Origin of the sequence: Cedecea sp. VD22, from assembly GCF_037150195.1 — a bacterium.
Classification (GTDB): domain Bacteria; phylum Pseudomonadota; class Gammaproteobacteria; order Enterobacterales; family Enterobacteriaceae; genus Cedecea.
Map to the genome: position 1 here is coordinate 393,411 of NZ_JBBCPX010000002.1, position 19,029 is coordinate 412,439.

Consider the following 19,029-nt stretch of genomic DNA (forward strand, 5'->3'; position numbering starts at 1 on the left):
CACGAAGCTTTAAGCCCGTTATCGCCTGTAGCCGATCATTTTTCCCGCTTCACTCGTTGCAGATAGTTTTCCAGTTGCTGGGTGACTTCCAGGCTGAGGGCATACTGATCGTCCCCCACATGATAAACATAGTTGCTTAGCCGCCGGAGATCCCGGTATATCGTCCGTTCGCTTACGCCAAATTTACTGGCCAGTTGATGGCGGGACACGCGCTCACAGCTCAGCATTTCACAAAAAATACCGGCAATTCTGTTGGCAAGCTGCGTGCTTTTTTCGGGGGGGGTCATGGGTGTTTCTCCTGCAAGTCGGTGTCAGGAATGTTAGCGCGAACAAATGACAGGTCGTGTCAGCCATTGACAGAATATATCGCGCGTCTGCTGGGTAATTATTACGCAACATTATGACAAGACTAGATTTTTTTGAACGAAAATTAACACACGTGGAGATCGGACAACATATTGACGGCTTTGCAGGGTATAATCGCGCCTCACAATAAGTAGGCAGACTATGACCGTGAGTAAACATCGGGTAACAAGGCCAGATGAAATTGAGATGAAACAACGGGCCTGGCGTCAGGCACGACGGGCCATCCTGAGCGGCAGACCCGATGTCGCGCCGCTGACGCCTCCCTCGACGCTGTACGAAGAATTGGCCATCGGCTACCACATCCGCCAGCTCACGCGGCTACAAAAATGGTTTACCGACCGGGGGCTTCCCCTCCCCGAGTAAATACCGCATTGCGCAACGGGGTAAAATCATCAGGCCTTCTTCGCGCTGGTGCGCAAGGCAGCAAGCAAGCGCCGGCGTTAACTCCGCATCATTTATAACGACAAAACCGTGGCGTACATACCAGGGGCCATTCCAGCTCACATCTCTGTAAGTTGTCAGCGTGATTTGGCTTACGCCAAGCGCCTGCCCCATGCGTTTGACCTCAGCCAGCAGCATAGCCCCTACGCCCTGACGCTGAAAATCCGGGTGGGTAGATATCTCCGCCAGATAAAGCGAATCCTCGTGCCGCTCGCAGTAGCAAAAACCCTGGATCCTGCCGTCGCTCCCGACGACCTTCCAGGCGAGCTTATTTTCGATGGCAGAGGCGTGTGTCTGCTTGCTCGTTACCCCAGCGGAGGCTAAAAAAGCCAGTTCAGGCACGGCAAGAAAGCGGTGCGCAGCGGCTGTCTCAACGCGCTGCAGCTCTTCAATATCCCTAATATCACTGGCATACAACATCAGTATTCCCTTCATTGATTGGCATTAATGCCAGGCATTTTAACAGCCTGCTGCCGTGAATCCTGGCCGTTTCGTTGATGGCCGATTGACGTTAGCGCTTCCACAAATGTTAATCAGGAGTAAACTAAAGGTAAGCAACTCATCTGTGTTATTGCGCAATCAACCATAACAAGTGACACCTGCCATATGAAATTCAAATCGGCGATTAAGCCTTACCAGGCCGCAGCGGGCGGCTGGGGTTCTCTCGAAGCGACCACCCGCTTCGTCATCGACAGCAAACATGCCCTGAAAAACCTGCGCAACCTGATGCGCATGAACAAAGCCAAAGGCTTTGATTGCCCGGGCTGCGCCTGGGGGGATGATAACAAAAGCACCTTTAGCTTCTGCGAAAATGGCGCCAAAGCCGTCACCTGGGAAGCGACTCGCCGCTTTATCGACAGCGATTTTTTTGCCCAGCACAGCGTCAGCAAACTCTATCAGCAAAGCGACTACTTCCTTGAATATCAGGGCCGCCTGACTGAACCGCTCAGCTACAATCCACAAACCGATCGCTACGAGCCTATCAGTTGGGCCAGCGCGCTTAGCCTGATTGCGCAACATATTCAGGCGATGGATAACCCCAACCAGATTGAACTTTACACCTCCGGCCGCGCCAGCAATGAGGCCTCTTATCTTTATCAACTTTTTGGCCGCATGCTGGGTACAAACAATTTCCCGGATTGCTCAAACATGTGCCATGAAGCCAGCGGCAGCGGGCTAAAACGCAGTATCGGCGTCGGGAAAGGCACTATTCGGCTGGATGATTTCGACAAAGCCGATGCCATTTTTGTGTTTGGTCAGAATCCCGGCACCAACCACCCGCGAATGCTGCACAGCCTGCGCCATGCGGCAGAAAACGGGGCGCAAATAGTCACCTTCAATACGCTGCGCGAGCGCGGCCTGGAACGCTTCGCCGATCCGCAAAAACCGCTGGAAGTGATCACCCCGCTGGCGGGCACCATCAGCACCAACTACTACCAGCCAAATCTGGGCGGCGACATGGCGGCGGTACGCGGCATGGCAAAAGCCCTGCTGGAAACCCATCGTCGCCTCATCACCGATGGTGAAGACGGCGTGTTCGACCTGGCGTTTATCGATGCCCATACCTACGGCGTTGAAGCCTGGTTTACCGCCATCGATGAAACCAGCTGGGAGAAAATTACCCGGCAGTCCGGCCTGAGCGAACTCCAGCTTCGCGACGCCGCGGCTATCTGGCAGCATTCAAAGCGGGTGATTTTCACCTGGGCTATGGGCATCACCCAGCACAAACACTCGCTGAATACCGTGCGGGAAATCGTTAACCTGCAGCTGCTGGGCGGCCATTTAGGCCGTCCGGGTGCGGGACTTTGCCCCGTGCGCGGCCACAGTAACGTGCAGGGTAACCGCACGATGGGGATCGATGAAAAGCCGCCGGTAAGCCTGCTCGATAACCTGGCCAAACACTTTGATTTTACGCCTCCGCGCGAACATGGCCACAATACCGTTGAAGCCCTGGCTGCGATGCTGCGCGACGAAATCAAAGTGCTGATTGCGCTTGGCGGCAACCTCGCCGCTGCGGCGCCGGACAGCCCGCGCACGGAAGAAGCCATCAGCCGCTGCGGCCTGACCGTGTTCATCAGCACCAAGCTGAACCGCAGCCATCTGGTGCCGGGTAAAGCCTCGCTGATCCTGCCGACGCTTGGCCGTACCGAAGAAGACATGCAGGTTTCTGGCCGCCAGTTTGTCACCGTCGAAGACTCCTTTAGCATGGTTCACGCCTCCGAAGGCATCGGCAAGCCGATTGCGGACACCCAGCGCTCTGAAACCGCGATTGTGGCCAGCATCGCTGATGCCGTTCTGGGCAGAAGCAAACTGGACTGGCTGGCGCTGGCCGACGACTACAACCTGATTCGCGATCACATCGCCGCCACATTACCTGGCTTTAAAGATTTCAATCAGCGCTGCGAAGAGCCAGGGGGATTCTACCTTGGCAACGCGGCGGCAGAACTGCGCTTTAATACGCCAAGCGGCAAGGCTGAGTTCAGCAATGCCCCGCTGCCGGATTCGCTGTGGCAAGGTGTGGAAGCCCCGTTCACGCTGCAAACGCTGCGCTCTCACGACCAGTACAACACCACGATTTACGGCCTCGACGATCGTTATCGCGGCGTGTACGGCCAGCGTGAAATCCTGTTTATTCATCCTGATGATATGGGTGAGCTCGGTCTGAACGATGGCGATAAGGTTGATATAGAAACCATCTGGCATGACGGTATCACCCGTAAAGTTAGCGGCTTTAAGCTGGTGGCCTATGATATCCCGCGTGGTAATCTCGCGGCCTATTACCCGGAAACCAACCCGCTGGTGCCGCTCGGCAGCGTCGGGGACGGGACGGGCACGCCGACGTCAAAATCCGTGCCGGTGAAAATCACCCGCAGCGAAGCGGAGCATACGCAGCGTATTGCCTGATCGGATATCCCATTCCCTCTCCCGCAAGGGAGGAGATATTGCTGACAGATATTCTCCATGATGGCTCAGCTTAAGTTCCGTTCACTTTCAGCCCTGTTTTATCTGTAACCACCGCACCAGTGAACGTCTCGGGGGAATCACCGTCATTCCCCCGAGACCCCGGACTCCCGGCCAAATAAATCGACCGCTGAAGCGGCAGACCTCCGTTTTATCTCCCAGTCCTGGGTCGGCTGAGATGCGTTCCCGACGCTCTCAGCCTCCGGCCGTTCCCGACGCCCGGACCCTGGCCAGTCGGAGAGAAAACGAAGGCGATTTAAGCCGGAACCGTGCCTCGCTTTATACCCGCAGCCACACGGAACGTTAACGTTGCGGCAAGTCTCACAGCCACGCCCTTGTCCCCGGCTCTCATCGCCCCCGGCTATGACCCAACTCAGGCGGGGTTGAGCTGTCGGGAACAGCGAAAGAGAGCGATCGTCGGGAACGAATCGCGAACGACCCCGAATGTTTGGGTGATAGCCGGTGGGTTTACCGCTTCAGCGGCGATGAGCTCGCCGGGCGCCGGGGGTTGTCAGGGGGCATGGCGTAATGCCCCCTGACACGTTCACTGTTTGCTTAGCTTGCAAGGAAAACGGCTCTAAAGGTGAACGGAAAAGTCGCGTTGCTTACATACATACGGGATACTACGAAATTCAAAGTGCGACCTGCTCCATGGCCTGCAAAATACGCTTATCGGAAATCGGGTACGGGGTCCCAAGTTGCTGAGCAAAATAACTGACGCGCAGCTCCTCGATCATCCAGCGGACCTCCTGCACCTCTTCGTTTTCGCGACTGGCCGGCGGCAGCTTGTTCAGCCACTGCTGCCAGGCCTGCTGCACGCTTTCCACCTTGAGCATCTGCGCGCGATCGCGGTGCGGATCGATAGCCATTTTTTCCAGCCGTTTTTCGATTGCCTGCAGGTAACGCAGCGTGTCGCCCAGGCGTTTATAGCCGTTGCCGGTGACAAAACCTCGGTAGACCAGGCCGCTCATCTGCGCCTTAACATCCGACAGGCCAAGCGCCATGGTCATGTCCACGCGCCCTTTCAGCCGTTTGTTGATGTTAAACACCGCCGTGAGGATCTGCTCCACCTGCTTAGCAATCTCAACCACCGTGTCGTTCAGCTCGGCGCGCACTTTCTCGTGCAGCGCGGCAAAGCCTTCTTCACTCCAGACCGGCCCGCCGTTTTGCGCAATCAGCTTATCAATACCGCAGGAAATGCAGTCGTCGATAAGCTCAAGCACCTTGCCGTACGGGTTAAAATAAAGACCCAGCTTGGCTTTGTTCGGCAGCTTTTCGTGCAGATATTTCACCGGTGACGGGATGTTCAGCAACAGCAGACGGCGCAGCCCGCGCCACATCGCCCGCTGCTGCTCGAGCGGGTTATCAAACAGCTTAATCGCCACGCTCTCTTTTTCATCCACCAGCGCCGGGAAGGCTTTCATCCGGTAATTGCCGCGTTTCTGCTCATAGCTTTCCGGCAGCGAGCCGAAGCTCCAGATGTGCAGCCCGCTCTGCTCGATGCCGTCATCCGCCACGGCGGACAGCGTCTGCTGCACTTTATCCTTCAGGCCGCCTTTCAGCTCGCTGAGGTTTTTGCCCTCTTTGAGCTTCTTGTTGTGCTCGTCCACCACGCGGAAGGTCATTTTTAGGTGATCGGGTACCTGATCCCAGTGCCAGTCTTCCCGGTCTATGGTGACGCCCGCCATGCGGCGGAATTCGCGCTCCAGGCTGTCCAGCAGCGGCAGTTCCAGCGGCGTAGCCCGGCCTAAAAACGCCTCCGCATAGTTCGGGGCCGGCACAAAATTGCGGCGCACCGGCTTCGGCAGCGATTTGATCAGGGCAATAATCAGCTCGCGGCGCACGCCAGGGATTTGCCACTCAAAACCAGACTCTTCAACCTGGTTCAGCAGCGGCAGCGGGATATGCACCGTCACGCCGTCGGCGTCAGCGCCTGGTTCAAACTGATAGGTCAGCCGCAGCTTGAGGTTGCCCTGATGCCAGAAGTTCGGATAGTCCAACTTGCTGACCTGCTCCGCGCCTTCCCTGATCAGCATATTTTTTTCAAAGTTCAGCAGATCCGGCGTTTCGCGGCTGGTCTTTTTCCACCAGCTGTCGAAGTGGCGTGCGGAAATTACATCATGGGCGATGCGCTGGTCATAAAACTCAAACAGCGTTTCGTCATCCACCAGGATGTCGCGGCGGCGGGATTTATGCTCCAGATCTTCGATTTCCGCCCGCAGCTTGAGGTTATCGCGGAAGAACGCGTGACGGGTTTGCCAGTCGCCTTCAACCAGCGCATGACGAATAAACAGCTCACGGCACAGCGCCGGATCGATATCGCTGTAATTCACTTTCCGCGCCGCCACAATCGGCAGGCCATACAGAGTCACTTTTTCCTGCGCCATTACCGCGCCCTGGGCTTTCTCCCAGTGCGGTTCGCTGTAGGAGCGCTTAATCAGATGCTGTGCCAGCGGCTCAATCCACTCCGGGTCTATCCGGGCGGCAATGCGCCCCCACAGGCGGCTGGTTTCCACCAGCTCGGCTACCATCGTCCACTTCGGCGGCTTTTTAAATAAGCCCGAGCCAGGGAAGATGGAAAATCTGGCGTTGCGCGCCCCGGTGTATTCCTGCTTTTCCGTGTCCTTTTGCCCGATGTGGGACAACAGCCCCGTCAGCAGCGCCGAGTGCACCGAGCGGAAGTCCCCCGGCTCGCTGTTCACCGGCAGGCCAAGCTCTTTCACCACCTGGCGCAGCTGGGTGTAAATATCCTGCCATTCGCGGACGCGCAGGTAGTTGAGGAAGTCCAGCTTGCACTGGCGGCGGAACTGGTTCGAAGAGAGTGCTTTTTGCTGCTCGCCGAGGTAATTCCACAGATTCACGTAGGCCAGGAAATCAGACTCTTTGTCGTGGAAGCGGCGATGTTTCTCGTCAGATGCCTGCTGTTTATCCATCGGCCGTTCGCGCGGATCCTGAATCGACAGCGCGGAGGTAATGATCATCACCTCACGCACGCAGCCAAATTTCTGCGCTTCCAGCACCATTTTGGCAAGGCGCGGATCGACGGGCAGCTGCGAAAGCTGGCGGCCAGAGGCCGTCAGTTTGTAAACGCTATGGTCTTCATCGCTGGTAATGGCGCCCAGCTCTTCAAGCAGGCGCACGCCGTCCTGAATGTTGCGCTTGTCCGGCGCCTCTACGAACGGAAACGCCTGAATATCCCCCAGGCCCAGCGCCGTCATTTGCAGAATGACCGACGCCAGGTTGGTGCGCAGAATTTCCGGGTCGGTAAATTCCGGGCGCGACAGGAAATCATCTTCGGAATAAAGACGAATACAGATCCCTTCCGATACGCGGCCACAGCGGCCTTTACGCTGGTTGGCCGAAGCCTGAGACACGGGCTCAATCGGCAGGCGCTGAACCTTAGTGCGGTAGCTGTAGCGGCTAATACGTGCCGTACCTGGGTCGATAACGTATTTAATCCCCGGCACCGTCAGCGAGGTTTCCGCGACGTTGGTCGCCAGCACAATGCGCCGCCCGACGTGCGCCTGGAAAACGCGGTTCTGCTCGCTGTTGGACAGACGTGCATAGAGCGGCAGAATTTCCGTATGCGGCAGGTTGAGCTTAGTTAGCGCATCAGCGGTGTCGCGAATTTCACGCTCGCCGCTCATAAAGATCAGGATATCGCCCGAACTTTCGTGGCCCAGCTCATCCACCGCGTCGAAAATCGCCTGCAGCTGATCGCGATCGACATCCTCATTGTCTTCCACCATCGGGCGATAGCGCACTTCCACCGGGTAAGTGCGGCCTGACACTTCGATAATTGGCGCGTTATTGAAGTGGCGCGAGAAACGCTCCGGATCGATAGTCGCCGAGGTAATAATGATTTTAAGATCGGGCCGCTTCGGCAGCAGTTCACGCAGGTAACCCAGCAGGAAGTCGATATTCAGGCTGCGTTCGTGCGCTTCATCGATGATGATGGTGTCGTACTGCATCAACAGCCTGTCCTGCTGAATTTCCGCCAGCAGGATCCCGTCCGTCATCAGTTTGACCATCGTGTTGTCGCCGACGTGGTCGGAGAAACGCACTTTATAACCTACGCAGCCGCCGGGTTCGGTTTGCAGCTCTTCCGCAATACGGTTAGCCACGGTACGCGCCGCCAGACGGCGAGGCTGTGTGTGGCCGATCAGCCCTTTAACACCGCGCCCCAGCTCCATACAAATTTTTGGCAGCTGAGTGGTTTTGCCGGAGCCAGTTTCACCCGCCACGATCACCACCTGGTGGTCGCGCACGGCGTTCAGAATGTCCTGTTTCTTCTGGCTGACCGGAAGATTTTCAGGGTAGGTAATCGCCGGGCGCGCGGCTTCACGCAGCTGTACTTTGCCCGCTGCGGCGTCAATTTCTGCGGCCAGCGTGTCGAATAAGGCCTGCTGAACGTCAGCATTTTTAATTTTCTTCGCGCCGTGCAGGCGGCGAGAAAAGCGTTGTCTGTCGCGGAGCATCAGCCCGTCAAGACGGGCGAACAAAGAGGACAGCGAGGGTTTTGTCATTTCCATTTTATCTATCGTTATTTCGCTACCGGGCACAACCGGATAAGTCACGGCGTCAATTTCCGCTATTTTACCACACCCCGATTTCGAGCGCCTTGTTCAATAAATTCGAATATAGGGTTCGATATATTGCGCTATCTCTGTCATCGGATTGTGAATACAGTAAGTCCTAACGAACGGGCACACTGTCCGACTGACCAAACACTAAGGAATCACCCCATGAGCAAAGTATTAGTTCTGAAATCCAGCATCCTGGCAGGTTACTCTCAGTCCAACCAACTGTCCGACTATTTTGTTGAACAATGGCGTGAAAAACACAGCGCTGACGAAATCACCGTTCGTGACCTGGCAGCAAACCCAATTCCAGTGCTGGATGGTGAACTGGTCGGTGCTCTGCGCCCTTCCGATGCCGCGCTGACCCCACGTCAGCAGGAAGCTCTGGCGCTGTCTGATGAACTGATTGCCGAACTGAAAGCGCACGACGTGATTGTCTTCAACGCGCCAATGTATAACTTCAACATCCCTACCCAGCTGAAAAACTATTTCGACCTGGTGGCTCGCGCTGGCGTGACCTTCCGCTACACCGAGAAAGGCCCTGAAGGCCTGGTAACCGGTAAACGTGCTCTGGTTGTGACCAGCCGCGGCGGGATCCACAAAGACACCCCAACCGATCTGCTGGTGCCTTACCTGAACGTGTTCCTGGGTTTCATCGGGATCACCGACGTGAATTACGTGTTTGCTGAAGGCTTTGGCTATGGCCCGGAAGTAGCGGCTAAAGCACAGACTGACGCGAAAGCGGCTATCGACAGCATCGTTGCTGCGTAAGATTTGCTCTGGGGTGACTGACCCTCACCCTTGCCCTCTCCCTAAAAGGGAGAGGGGATAAACAGTATTCTCCAGGTCCGCTTTCTCTCTCGCCCCTTTGGGGAGAGGGCCGGGGTGAGGGGAATTAACAGCTATTCTTAGGCTGATGTAAATCCTCAAACACCAGACGCTTCCTCCCCGCCTCAACCTCCCGCAGCGGCTCCACCTGATGCATCGTTTGCTGGCAGCGAATCACTAAATCCTGGTACTCCTTCGTGCCCTGTTTCTTCCAGGCCAGCTCTTCAGGCCGTAATTCACGTATCGCTTTCGCCGGGCTGCCGATAATCATCGTATTCGCCGGAAATTCCGCCTTGCCTTTAACAAAAGCCGCGGCGCCGACAATCGAATTCTCACCAATTTGTGCCCCATCCAGAATCACCGCGTTCATGCCCACCAGCGCATTTTTGCCAATCCGGCAGCCGTGCAGAATGGCGCCGTGCCCGATGTGGCCGTCCTGTTCAACAACGGTGTCCTGTTCAGGAAAACCGTGCATCACGCAGTTGTCCTGCACATTCGCTCCGTCTTCGACGATAATCCGCCCAAAATCACCGCGCAGGCTAGCATTGGGGCCAATGTAAACGCGGTGCCCGAGAATAACGTCGCCGATCAGCACCGCCGTCGGGTGAACATAGCTGTCTTCCGGGACGACAGGCGTCAGGCCATCAATCTGATAAATTGACATACGGGCTCCTTATTTTAGGGGTTGAGTCCACCGAATCGCTTCTGGTAACCGCCCACCGGGGCGGGCAAGTCGCCCACCGAGGTTTCGCCCAGCTCGCTGACGTAGGTAAGCGCGCCGGCGGCGACCCGCTGATAGATATTGATGCACAGCTGGCGGGCATTCTGCCCCAGCCAGTGCGGCGGCAGCAGTTCATCCGGCAACAGCGGATCTTTCAGCACGACACGGCGGTAGAAGTGGATCAGCAGCAGCTGAATGTGAAAACAGCGCTGCGGCGTTAGCTCATCGTTTCCCGCCTCACGCAGCAGCGGTAAAAGCGGGCGAAAAGAGTTGATAAATTCAGCGTAACGTTCGTTTTTGTCGGTCAGCAACCAGCACTCTTCCACGCGGGATCTCAGCGCTGCGCGGGACGTTTGCAGCGGGGATTCAGCCTCAAAACAGATGACCTGCTCAGCCACGCCTGCCTCATGGAGCAGGCTTTGGATATCCGCGAGGTTTTGCGAGGGCGAAGCCATCAGGTTCGGCGCGAGCGCCCCAAAACCCTGCCAGATGAGCTGTTTTTTCACCTGTTGCAGCGTGGTTTTTTCCAACCCTTCGGAAAGCAGCAGCAGCCACTTTCCATCCCAGGCCGGCTGTCCGGCGCGATAAATTTTCGACTCAGCGCGGCGGGTCATTCTTTGGCCCATATCGGTCAGGCGATAAAAACTGCGGCGCCCCACTCGCTCCACGTCCAGCCAGCCCTCTTTATTGAGGCGAAAAAGCGACGTGCGCACAAAACGCTCACCGAATCCCAAAGGCTCCAGCATCGCCGCGAGGCTACCCAGCCAGATTTCGCCGCCTCGATGAGCCAGCGCATCGCCGTACAAAGAGACAATCAGCGACGTGCCGCTGATGGGCACGGCGCTGACGGCCTGCTGAATAAAAGTGTCGAGTTTGCTGCTCATCCTGCCTCATTGCCGCTATGGGAATTTCAGAGAAAAAACATAGCATAATAAAGCGGACGGCCCACATTGAATTAGGTGTTATGATTCAAAAAATCTCAAATCACTCATCTTAACGTAACGCATAACTTAACGCGTCGACGGCCCCAGTCGGCGGCTAATCGGCTCAAACTCAGGCGTGGCATGGCGCGGTAAAGTGTCCGGCTTATGTTCATCCATCGCCTGCCAGTACGACCAGGGCACTTTCCTTTTTCCCAGCTCATAATCCATGCCGTCCCAGGCATCTTCGCGAAAGCTGTAGAATGCCCAGTGCGCCTGTGTTTTATCCAGCGCGCTGAGGACATCCTCGAGATACTGGCGACACCCGGCCAACTGGCGCATACAGCCAAACTCCCCCGCCACCATACGATTCTGCGCCACCCCTCGCTGCTTAGCCCACCAGAATGGCTGCTGCAGATACCCGGCCACGCGCTCTCCGTTCCATTTTTCCTGCTTACCGCCAAAAGGGACAACGCCGGGATAGACATACGGCTTCAGGCGTTTGAGGTTTGGCGCGCTGGTCGCGTCGTAGGGTTCGTACATATGAAAACTGTAAAGCACGCGATCGTCACTCAGGGCGGAAGGCCAGTAGCTAAAGCTGTCGGCGGCGGCGTACCAGCCGCTATCCACCATGATGGGCGTCGTCTTATCCACTTCGCGAATCGCGTTGATCACGGTTTGATAGAACTCTGGCAAGTCTCTGGCCGTGCCTTGGTGCGCTTTGTACCAGGCCTTCATTTCCTCCAGCGAGGCGTGTTCGGGGAGACCAGCCCGCTTCTCCGGCGCAGGCTCATTGATCAGGTTGTAGGCGGCAATCGCCGGGTTATCTTTTAGCTGCCCGGCAAGGTCACGCCAGAACTGCGCGCTTTGCTGCCAGTAAAGTTTATCCTGCCACAGCCGGTCGTCAAAGCGGCCATCATTGTTTTGCGCCCAGCGCATACCGGGCAGCGACAGCGGCGTAATCACCACTTTAAGTCCGGCGGCGTGAGCACGCGCCAGCGTCTCTTTGAGGATGCGGAGATCCTGCGTCATCAGCCTCCGATAGTTGTCGGCATTACCCAGCAAAAAATCACGTTGTTCCGGTCGCCATTTGTCCCACGAAAGCCTTACCCAACTGGCACCGTAGCCTTTGAGAGCGGTGAAATAGGCTTGATCGGGCGGCAGACGGTTAAAGCTGTTGCCTCCGTGCTGCGGCGAATTCCAGAAGGCGATGCTGTCCATGGCAAAGGCGGAACCAGAGAGCAGCGCCAGTCCTGCCCAAAGTGCTTTGAGTTTCATGACAAACACCTCAGTAACGAAAGAGGCTGCAGTATTGCCGGTTAGCGGGCATCGATTGTCAGAGGAATGTCAGGATAGCGGTATAGGCCTTAGTTTTTCATCGTTGCCAGCGGACCGGCGAGGCGGTGTTCGGTTCTTACCGCCACGCTGCCCCGATTTTCCGCACTGACCACGGCCACCGTGGCCCATACGCTTTCGGCAGGCTTCGCAGGCCAGGGCATCAGCGTCAGCTGGTCGCTTTTTGCCCACCAAATCTGGCTATAGTCGCTGCGATTAAGCAGCGTTTGCTCAAGCCAGGGTTTGGGGCAAGCAGGAGACACCTGCGGCGAAGTGAGCGTAATGGCGCGATCGTGAAGCTGGATCTGCGTTAACCCGTCAAGGCCTTGTAACGCCAGAGGCTGCTGCCATTGCTGCCCGCCGCTCGATACGGTCAGCAGATAAACCCCTTCGCTCAGCGGCTGAGTAAACTCTTCGCTTTCGACCCGAAACTCACCTGCCGCTTCATACTGCACCGGCATTGCGGCGAGCGCTTTTTTGCCATCGGGCAGCATCAGGGCAACGTTAATATCCTGGCGGGGGCTCTTTCCACTTAAAGTTATGCGATAAATTCGGTTAAGCGGCATATCACGCTGCATCAACGTGAGCGTTAAGTCGTCCAGCCACTCAGGAACCGCCGGAGTAAGATCTTTGCCGCATTGCCGACTGACCACGGCATTAAGCGCCTCTTTCCAGGCCAGCCGCTGTGCCGCGCTATTCAGCCGCGGCCAGACATCAATCAGCTGACTGTTAGCAAGGTCACCTCGCTGGTTAAACAGCTGATGATATACGGGCTCCAGCGGCGTTTGGGGCAACGTTGCACCGACGCTGAACGAGAAGACGATCAGCAGAGCTGACAGGAGAAGTTTCATTCCGCTAGCTCCAGCCGATAGCCAATCCCGCGCACGCTCGCAATCGGCAGGCCCGGCAGTTTTTGCCGTAACTGTAAAACATGCGTATCCACCGTTCTGGTTGACGGAAAGCTTTGATAGCCCCAAACCTGATTGAGCAATTCATCCCGGGTAAACACGCGTCCCGCCATCTGCATCAGCATCGCCAGCAGCGCAAACTCGGTTGCCGTCAGCGCGGCCTCTTTACCCTGCCAGGTAGCAATTTGCCGCGCCGGAAGTAAGCTGAGTTCACCGCAGACCAGCAACCCGTCGCCTAAAGGGCGAAGCTGAGCCCGGATGCGGGCCAGCAGTTCAACGTGGGCAAACGGCTTGCTCAGATAGTCACGCGCGCCCGCCTCCAGCCCCGCCACCCGCTCTTCAATGCTCACTTTTGCCGTCAGCACGATCACCGGCAGGGCTTTTTTTGCCAGCCACTGAGGCAAAAACCGAAGACTGTCGCCTTCGGGAAGCTGGCGGTCGAGAATCGCCAAATCCGCCTGATACCAATGGTCGAGAACATGTTCACTGCTGCGCAGCCAGCGGCAGCTGAACCCCTCCTGCTGCAAAAATGTCGCCAGCCCTTCGCCCAGCGCGATATCATCCTCAATTAACAATAAAGTATGCGCTTTAGTCGGGTTCATACGGCAACTCCAGGGTAAACGTGGTTGGCGCGGGGCTGAACGTCAACTTTCCGTTGAGGCGACGAGCAACCCGCTGAACAATGGTCAATCCAAGACCCAGACTGCTGCTTGACCAGCGTAAACGGCGGCTGTTCAGCAGCGGGTTTTGAGTGATGTTTCCGCTATCGCTAACCTGAAAAATAAGGTGAGTTCTACTTTTATGCACCGTCAGGTGCACGGGAGGCTTTCCGTGACGGAACGCATTATCCAGTAAATTCGTCAGACACAGGCTGCCCCAGTAGAGCGACACGCCCACGATCATGTTTTCTTCCAGGCAGTACGTCAGCCCGTCCCGATCCGCACAAAGGTGATCGAGCCAGTCGCTGAGCCGGACCTGAGTGGGTGTTTCCAGCGCCTCCCGCTGATGCTCCGCTATCAGGTAGTGTTTACTGGTATCGGCCATCTGCCGCATCCGTTGCAGCGTGTCGGCCAGAGCCACAAAATTAAGCTGGGCACCTTCCGGCAACTGGTCGAAGTCACGGCGAAAATGTTCGACCACGTTGCTCAGTTGGGCGATGGGCGTACGCAGCTCATGGGTCAGCATTTGCGTAATAAAGCGCTGACGCTCACGCAGTTGCCTCCGCTGCCAGGCCATCCATATCAACCCCGACGCGGTAAACAGCGCCAGCAGGCCAAAAAGCCAGCGCCAGACATCGCGATAACCTTCCCGAGCATTGACGCACAGCGCCCCTGCCCGCATATCGCAGCGCTCCCCGGCATTAACCAGTTCGATATCGGACTGTCGGGCTAGAGGCTGCCAGACCTTTGCCTCATAACGCTGCCATTGCTGCTGGCTGAATCGCCAGAGTTGGCCGTTTTGCAGCAGCCAGCGCTGGCCCCCAAGCAATGCCTCAAGATTGTCATCGGACAGCCTGCCAATGCCCGCCAGGTCGTCAGGTCTTTCCCGCACATGCAGCGAGTTTCTTAGCACCGCTGCCGCGCCCGGATGACGCAAGATGTACTGCCAGGCACTGCTTCCCCCAAGCGGATAGAGCGGATTCGCGGCGAACCAGGATGCAGGCGGAATGTCCGGCTGGCATAAGGCGGCAAGAAATGATTTCACCGAGGGTGATAGCTCGTCCCCGCTGGCACAGCGCTTGTCCAGGTGGTAAAACGCCGTGAGGTCCGGCAGCGACCAGGCCTGAAACTGAGGATACATGGATTCGGGCTTGAGCAACGTAGCATCAAGCTGCTGAAGGGTTTGCAGCGAGACTTGCGCCGCCGGGGTTGACCGGCTTAACGCCGCGCTAAAGCGGGCCAGATCCTCGTCAAGTTCCGCCGCACGAGTCGAACCTGCATGCAGCCAAAGGGCAGCACACAGCCAGAGTATCGCGTAACGAAACAACGGGACAAATCTCCGGGTCACGAGAAAGGCCTTAATTTATGAGGAGGTGGAAAGCTGCCTGGCTGGCAGCATGTTTATCTCGCCGATTGTGCCGCAAGAAAGGCTTCAATTTGCGAGCGGGTGGAGGTGCCCTCCATCGGACCACGCTGCGAAATTGCCAGCGAGCCGCTGGCATTGGCCCAGGTCAACGCTTCCTGTGGCTGAACGCCGGACAAAAACAGGCTGACAAACGTGGCACCAAAGCAGTCACCTGCCCCGGTAGGGTCAACCACCGACACGTTAAAGCCGGGTATATGCCAGGTCTGCCGATCGCTGAAGTAGCTCGCCCCTCGCGGCCCTCGTTTGATCACCACGTGTTTCACTCCGCGCTTGAGCAGATTGTCCACCAGCCGTTGCTCATCCTCCCCCTGATGCCGCCCGAAGTAATCTAACTCCCCGTCGCTCGGCAGGAAAATATCGGTGTAATCAAGGATATATTCAAACGCCTGTGACATTTCCGGGATGTTAAGCATCTCTTTCCGGATGTTAGGATCGAAGGAGACGGTGCCGCCGCGTGACTTCACGTTTTCAATCGCCTTTCGCATGGCATCGATAATGCGAAACGAAAACAGCGACGAGCCCATAATATGAAAATGATTGCACTGGTTAAGCAAGGTGTCGTCGATATGGTCGGCAGTAAGCGAGCCGCAGGCGCTGTTCGGCAGATTAAAAATAAAATCACGCTGCGACTGGGTGCGGTAACTGACAAAGGCGCTGCCCGTGGTGGCTTTTGGCAGGACGGTAATGCCGTTCACGTCGACCCCATCTTTTTCCAGCCGGGCAATATTCATCTCCCCGAAGGCATCGCTGCCGACGCAGCTGAACAGCACCGAACCGAATCCTAATTTAGCCACCTGATCGGCAAAAATGGCTGGCGCACCGCTGGGATAAGGCCCCCAGAATTCGCCCGGCTGCGAAAAGCCCTGACTTTCTTTCTTGGCCAAAAACTCCACCAACAGCTCGCCGATGGTACATATCGTCACGTTCATCACCGCTCCTTCATTTTGCTTTTTGCAGCGCTGGGTTGAGCCACGTCAGGCACTCATTGTTGGTGTAGCTATTGCTCAACCCCACAGCGAGAAAGCGGGAATGGTATTCCGCTGCCACAACCTGGGGCGTAATGAGGCCGCTTGCCTGCGCGAGCTGGCCAACGGCATAGCGTTTTTCGCCGTAAACGGGCCGGTTGGCGACGATGGCAATCAGGTGTTTGCTCTGCCCAACGGCCTCACCCAACAGACGTGCGCCTGGTGCATCTCTGACGCTCAGCGTGCCATCTTCTGCAATATGGTCGACGGCAATCAACGTGCGGCTCGGGCGGTAATGGCGAAGCGCATTTAATGCCACCTCACCCTCGACCCTGTGTCCATCTCCGCTCAATACGCCGCCAAGCAGGATCTTTTCACCGGGAAGAAACTCTTGCGCAAAACAGACGTGCGCCAGGTCATTCATCAGCAGTCGCAGATCGTCATAGCCCGTAAGGAAAGGAATCACTTTACGTAAAATAGAGCCAGGGCCTAAAAATACGGTTTCATCCTCGCTGATTAAGGCCGCAGCCTGGCGCGCCATTTCGGCTTCCAGCTCTTTATCCATAACGGCGGCAGGTTCCCGGGGCTGAGCCACCGGTGCCCCCTGCCGGGCGGTATAAATTGCGCCACCAAACGAGCGCTTCAGGTAGCCTTGTTGCTCCAGATAATTGAGATCGTTTCGAATGGTGACGCCAGACACAGCAAGCATCTCCGCCAAATCATCTACTTTAATTTCGCCGTTTTTACGGACGATCTCTGCAATATCCAGGCGTCTTTTCAGCAGGCTGGTTGACGGTTTTGCCACAGTAGAGTGCCTTTTAAGTCATTCGAGTAATAACTTTCATTTTTAAATTTATCTTTTCTCTTGTCAAACTCCTGTCTATCACCCAACAAATAAAAATAAACAAATAGCCTTTATTTCAATGCATTAACAGAAAGCACCTCTCAACAATATTTTTAAAAATGAATATTATCAATGCCGAATAACTTTCATTTAGTAAATAAAATCGCCGTTGTGTGGCTTCGATCACAGCGACACAGGCATAGGATCGCTAAATTACTTTCAAAACGTAAGTTATCATTCAAATAACGATTTCATTTTTAAACATAAAGGAGCAAATATGTATATTATTTCCAGCAAAAACATGTTGTTAAAAGCTCAGCGTCTGGGGTACGCCGTACCGGCATTTAACATTCACAATCTGGAAACGATGCAGGTGGTGGTGGAAACGGCTGCTGAAATGCGTTCCCCGCTGATCCTTGCCGGGACGCCGGGCACTTATAGCTACGCCGGGACCGGCAACGTTGTCGCCATCGCCAGCGATCTGGCCAGACTTTGGGATCAGCCACTCGCGCTGCACCTTGATCACCACGAAGACCTCGTGGACATCACCCGTAAAGTGCAGGCCGGGATCCGCTCAGTAATGATTGACGGGTCGCATCATGCTTTTGAAGAGAATGTTGCGCTGGTGAAAAACGTTGTAGAGCTGAGTCACCGCTACGATGCCAGCGTAGAAGCGGAGCTTGGGCGGCTGGGCGGCGTAGAGGACGATCTGGTCGTTGACGCCAAAGATGCGCTGTATACCAACCCGGAGCAGGCTCGTGAGTTTGTCTCCCGTACCGGGATTGATTCCCTGGCAGTAGCTATCGGGACGGCTCACGGACTGTATGCCGCCGAACCAAAGCTCGATTTCGATCGTCTGGCGGCGATCCGTGAATGCGTGGATGTTCCCCTGGTATTACACGGTGCTTCTGGTCTGCCAGAGAGCGATATTCGTCAGGCTATTTCGCTCGGTGTCTGTAAGGTCAACGTCGCTACCGAACTGAAAATCGCGTTTTCAGACGCGCTAAAGCAGTACTTCATCGAGCAGCCTGGGGCTAACGATCCCCGGCATTACATGCAGCCTGCCAAACAGGCGATGAAAGAAGTCGTCCGTAAAGTCATTCATGTCTGTGGTTGTGAAGGACAGCGCTAACCCACGGACGCAAGGAGCAATGTCGTGATCCATACCCTGACTTTAAACACCGCGATTGATATGAATATTTTTTGCGGCTCTCTGCAGCCTTCTAGCGTGAACCGCACCCAGCGCACGGAATATTGCCCTAACGGCAAAGGCGTTAACGTTTCTTTGGTCCTGAAGCACTTTCAGCGGCCGACCCACGTCATGGGCATATTCGGCGGATTTACCGGGCGCTATATTGTGGAGGAACTTAAAAAACAAAAAATTAACGTTACCCCATCCTGGGTGCAGGCCCCTACGCGAATTAATGTGTTTATAAATGACGGCAACAATGAATATAAGTTGGTCAATGCCGGGGCGCATATTGATGATGAATGTAAACAACAGATTATTCAGCATCTGGACTGCATCCGCCCCGGCGATTATTTAGTGATCAGCGGCAGTTTGCCGCCGGGTATTGAAAGCCAGTTTTATGTGGAGGTTATGTCACTCTGCGAACAGCGCGGGGGAAAAGTCATTCTGGACATCAGCCACCCTGCGCTGCGGCAGTTACTTGAGCTTAATCCCCTGCTGATCAAACCCAATGACGATGAATTAAAAGAAATATTCAATCTTCAGGTAGAAAGCATCCACCAGGTGCGCGAGGCGATGCAGACCTTACATCAGTTGGGCGCACGTAATGTGTTATTAACCCTCGGCGCAAAAGGGCTCTATTTTTCCGACGGTTGTCAGCTGTGGTTCGCCTCCGCGCCCGAAATAGAGCTGGTCAGTTCAGCCTGTGCTGGGGACGCCGCGCTAGCGGCATTTCTCAGCCATTGGCTGAATGGTGAAGACATTCCCGAGGCACTAGCCCTCGCCAGCGCCACGGGTGCGGACGTCGCCGCGTCTGCCGGCCTCGGGAAACTCAATCGTCTGGAAGCATTATTACAACAGGTTCAAATCGTCCAATTATAAAGGT

General features: G+C 55.9%; 15 protein-coding genes. 4 read left to right on the top strand and 11 right to left on the bottom strand.

What is annotated here, in order from left to right:
• Window positions 1–35: 35 nt before the first annotated feature.
• Together WFK85_RS07945 and WFK85_RS07950 are read right to left on the bottom strand one after the other, a co-directional pair.
• Entirely contained in the window at window positions 36–287 is a 252-nt protein-coding gene (locus WFK85_RS07945; protein ID WP_008459199.1) for an HTH domain-containing protein, read from the bottom strand.
• Window positions 288–684: 397 nt separating this feature from the next.
• A complete protein-coding gene (locus tag WFK85_RS07950; RefSeq protein ID WP_008459201.1) occupies window positions 685–1,227 on the bottom strand; it encodes a GNAT family N-acetyltransferase in 543 nt (180 codons plus the stop codon).
• Window positions 1,228–1,413: 186 nt separating this feature from the next.
• On the opposite strand from WFK85_RS07950, the gene WFK85_RS07955 reads away from it, so the two are divergent.
• Entirely contained in the window at window positions 1,414–3,711 is a 2,298-nt protein-coding gene (locus tag WFK85_RS07955; RefSeq protein ID WP_166992738.1) for an FdhF/YdeP family oxidoreductase, read from the top strand.
• A 689-nt stretch (window positions 3,712–4,400) separates the two neighbouring features.
• Here WFK85_RS07955 and hrpA read toward each other — a convergent pair.
• The gene (hrpA, locus tag WFK85_RS07960) at window positions 4,401–8,300 is read right to left on the bottom strand and encodes an ATP-dependent RNA helicase HrpA (RefSeq protein WP_336707410.1); all 3,900 of its coding nucleotides are present in this window, start codon (window positions 8,298–8,300) and stop codon (window positions 4,401–4,403) included.
• Between the two features lie 213 nt (window positions 8,301–8,513).
• On the opposite strand from hrpA, the gene azoR reads away from it, so the two are divergent.
• Window positions 8,514–9,119 carry an FMN-dependent NADH-azoreductase gene (azoR, locus tag WFK85_RS07965; protein ID WP_008459208.1) on the top strand — a complete coding sequence of 202 codons (606 nt, stop codon included), beginning with the start codon at window positions 8,514–8,516 and terminating at the stop codon, window positions 9,117–9,119.
• A 124-nt stretch (window positions 9,120–9,243) separates the two neighbouring features.
• Here azoR and paaY read toward each other — a convergent pair whose 3' ends face one another.
• From paaY to WFK85_RS08005, 8 genes are all read right to left on the bottom strand, one after another.
• Window positions 9,244–9,840 carry a phenylacetic acid degradation protein PaaY gene (gene paaY, locus WFK85_RS07970; RefSeq protein ID WP_166874186.1) on the bottom strand — a complete coding sequence of 199 codons (597 nt, stop codon included), beginning with the start codon at window positions 9,838–9,840 and terminating at the stop codon, window positions 9,244–9,246.
• 14 nt (window positions 9,841–9,854) lie between these two features.
• Window positions 9,855–10,781, bottom strand: a complete 927-nt coding sequence (gene paaX, locus WFK85_RS07975; protein ID WP_008459212.1) for a phenylacetic acid degradation operon negative regulatory protein PaaX — start codon at window positions 10,779–10,781, stop codon at window positions 9,855–9,857.
• A 126-nt stretch (window positions 10,782–10,907) separates the two neighbouring features.
• Window positions 10,908–12,095 (bottom strand): cellulase family glycosylhydrolase, encoded by a 1,188-nt coding sequence (locus WFK85_RS07980; RefSeq protein WP_166992744.1) that lies wholly within the window; start codon window positions 12,093–12,095, stop codon window positions 10,908–10,910.
• 89 nt (window positions 12,096–12,184) lie between these two features.
• Window positions 12,185–13,003 (bottom strand): DUF2861 family protein, encoded by an 819-nt coding sequence (locus tag WFK85_RS07985; RefSeq protein ID WP_166992747.1) that lies wholly within the window; start codon window positions 13,001–13,003, stop codon window positions 12,185–12,187.
• Window positions 13,000–13,662 carry a winged helix-turn-helix domain-containing protein gene (locus WFK85_RS07990; protein WP_166992750.1) on the bottom strand — a complete coding sequence of 221 codons (663 nt, stop codon included), beginning with the start codon at window positions 13,660–13,662 and terminating at the stop codon, window positions 13,000–13,002. The genes WFK85_RS07985 and WFK85_RS07990 overlap by 4 nt, the downstream gene beginning before the upstream one ends.
• Entirely contained in the window at window positions 13,649–15,046 is a 1,398-nt protein-coding gene (locus WFK85_RS07995) for an ATP-binding protein (RefSeq protein WP_166992753.1), read from the bottom strand. The genes WFK85_RS07990 and WFK85_RS07995 overlap by 14 nt, the downstream gene beginning before the upstream one ends.
• 74 nt (window positions 15,047–15,120) lie before the next feature.
• A complete protein-coding gene (locus WFK85_RS08000) occupies window positions 15,121–16,074 on the bottom strand; it encodes a sugar kinase (protein ID WP_008459223.1) in 954 nt (317 codons plus the stop codon).
• A 10-nt stretch (window positions 16,075–16,084) separates the two neighbouring features.
• Window positions 16,085–16,879: a DeoR family transcriptional regulator gene (locus tag WFK85_RS08005; protein ID WP_166992999.1), complete on the bottom strand. Its 795-nt coding sequence runs from the start codon at window positions 16,877–16,879 to the stop codon at window positions 16,085–16,087.
• 352 nt (window positions 16,880–17,231) lie between these two features.
• Here WFK85_RS08005 and WFK85_RS08010 point away from each other — a divergent pair, with 352 nt between their 5' ends.
• Window positions 17,232–18,086: a tagatose bisphosphate family class II aldolase gene (locus WFK85_RS08010; RefSeq protein WP_336707402.1), complete on the top strand. Its 855-nt coding sequence runs from the start codon at window positions 17,232–17,234 to the stop codon at window positions 18,084–18,086.
• Between the two features lie 24 nt (window positions 18,087–18,110).
• Window positions 18,111–19,025 (top strand): 1-phosphofructokinase, encoded by a 915-nt coding sequence (gene pfkB / locus WFK85_RS08015; RefSeq protein WP_166992759.1) that lies wholly within the window; start codon window positions 18,111–18,113, stop codon window positions 19,023–19,025.
• Window positions 19,026–19,029: the final 4 nt, after the last annotated feature.

Bases quoted from the DNA above. Each gene is read 5' to 3' on its own strand.
- azoR (WP_008459208.1), top strand. From the start codon at position 8,514: ATGAGCAAAGTATTAGTTCTGAAATCCAGCATCCTGGCAGGTTACTCT.
- WFK85_RS08000 (WP_008459223.1), bottom strand. From the start codon at position 16,074: ATGAACGTGACGATATGTACCATCGGCGAGCTGTTGGTGGAGTTTTTG.
- WFK85_RS07945 (WP_008459199.1), bottom strand. From the start codon at position 287: ATGACCCCCCCCGAAAAAAGCACGCAGCTTGCCAACAGAATTGCCGGT.
- WFK85_RS07955 (WP_166992738.1), top strand. From the start codon at position 1,414: ATGAAATTCAAATCGGCGATTAAGCCTTACCAGGCCGCAGCGGGCGGC.
- WFK85_RS07980 (WP_166992744.1), bottom strand. From the start codon at position 12,095: ATGAAACTCAAAGCACTTTGGGCAGGACTGGCGCTGCTCTCTGGTTCC.
- WFK85_RS07985 (WP_166992747.1), bottom strand. From the start codon at position 13,003: ATGAAACTTCTCCTGTCAGCTCTGCTGATCGTCTTCTCGTTCAGCGTC.
- WFK85_RS07950 (WP_008459201.1), bottom strand. From the start codon at position 1,227: ATGTTGTATGCCAGTGATATTAGGGATATTGAAGAGCTGCAGCGCGTT.
- WFK85_RS08010 (WP_336707402.1), top strand. From the start codon at position 17,232: ATGTATATTATTTCCAGCAAAAACATGTTGTTAAAAGCTCAGCGTCTG.
- WFK85_RS07990 (WP_166992750.1), bottom strand. From the start codon at position 13,662: ATGAACCCGACTAAAGCGCATACTTTATTGTTAATTGAGGATGATATC.
- paaY (WP_166874186.1), bottom strand. From the start codon at position 9,840: ATGTCAATTTATCAGATTGATGGCCTGACGCCTGTCGTCCCGGAAGAC.
- paaX (WP_008459212.1), bottom strand. From the start codon at position 10,781: ATGAGCAGCAAACTCGACACTTTTATTCAGCAGGCCGTCAGCGCCGTG.
- hrpA (WP_336707410.1), bottom strand. From the start codon at position 8,300: ATGGAAATGACAAAACCCTCGCTGTCCTCTTTGTTCGCCCGTCTTGAC.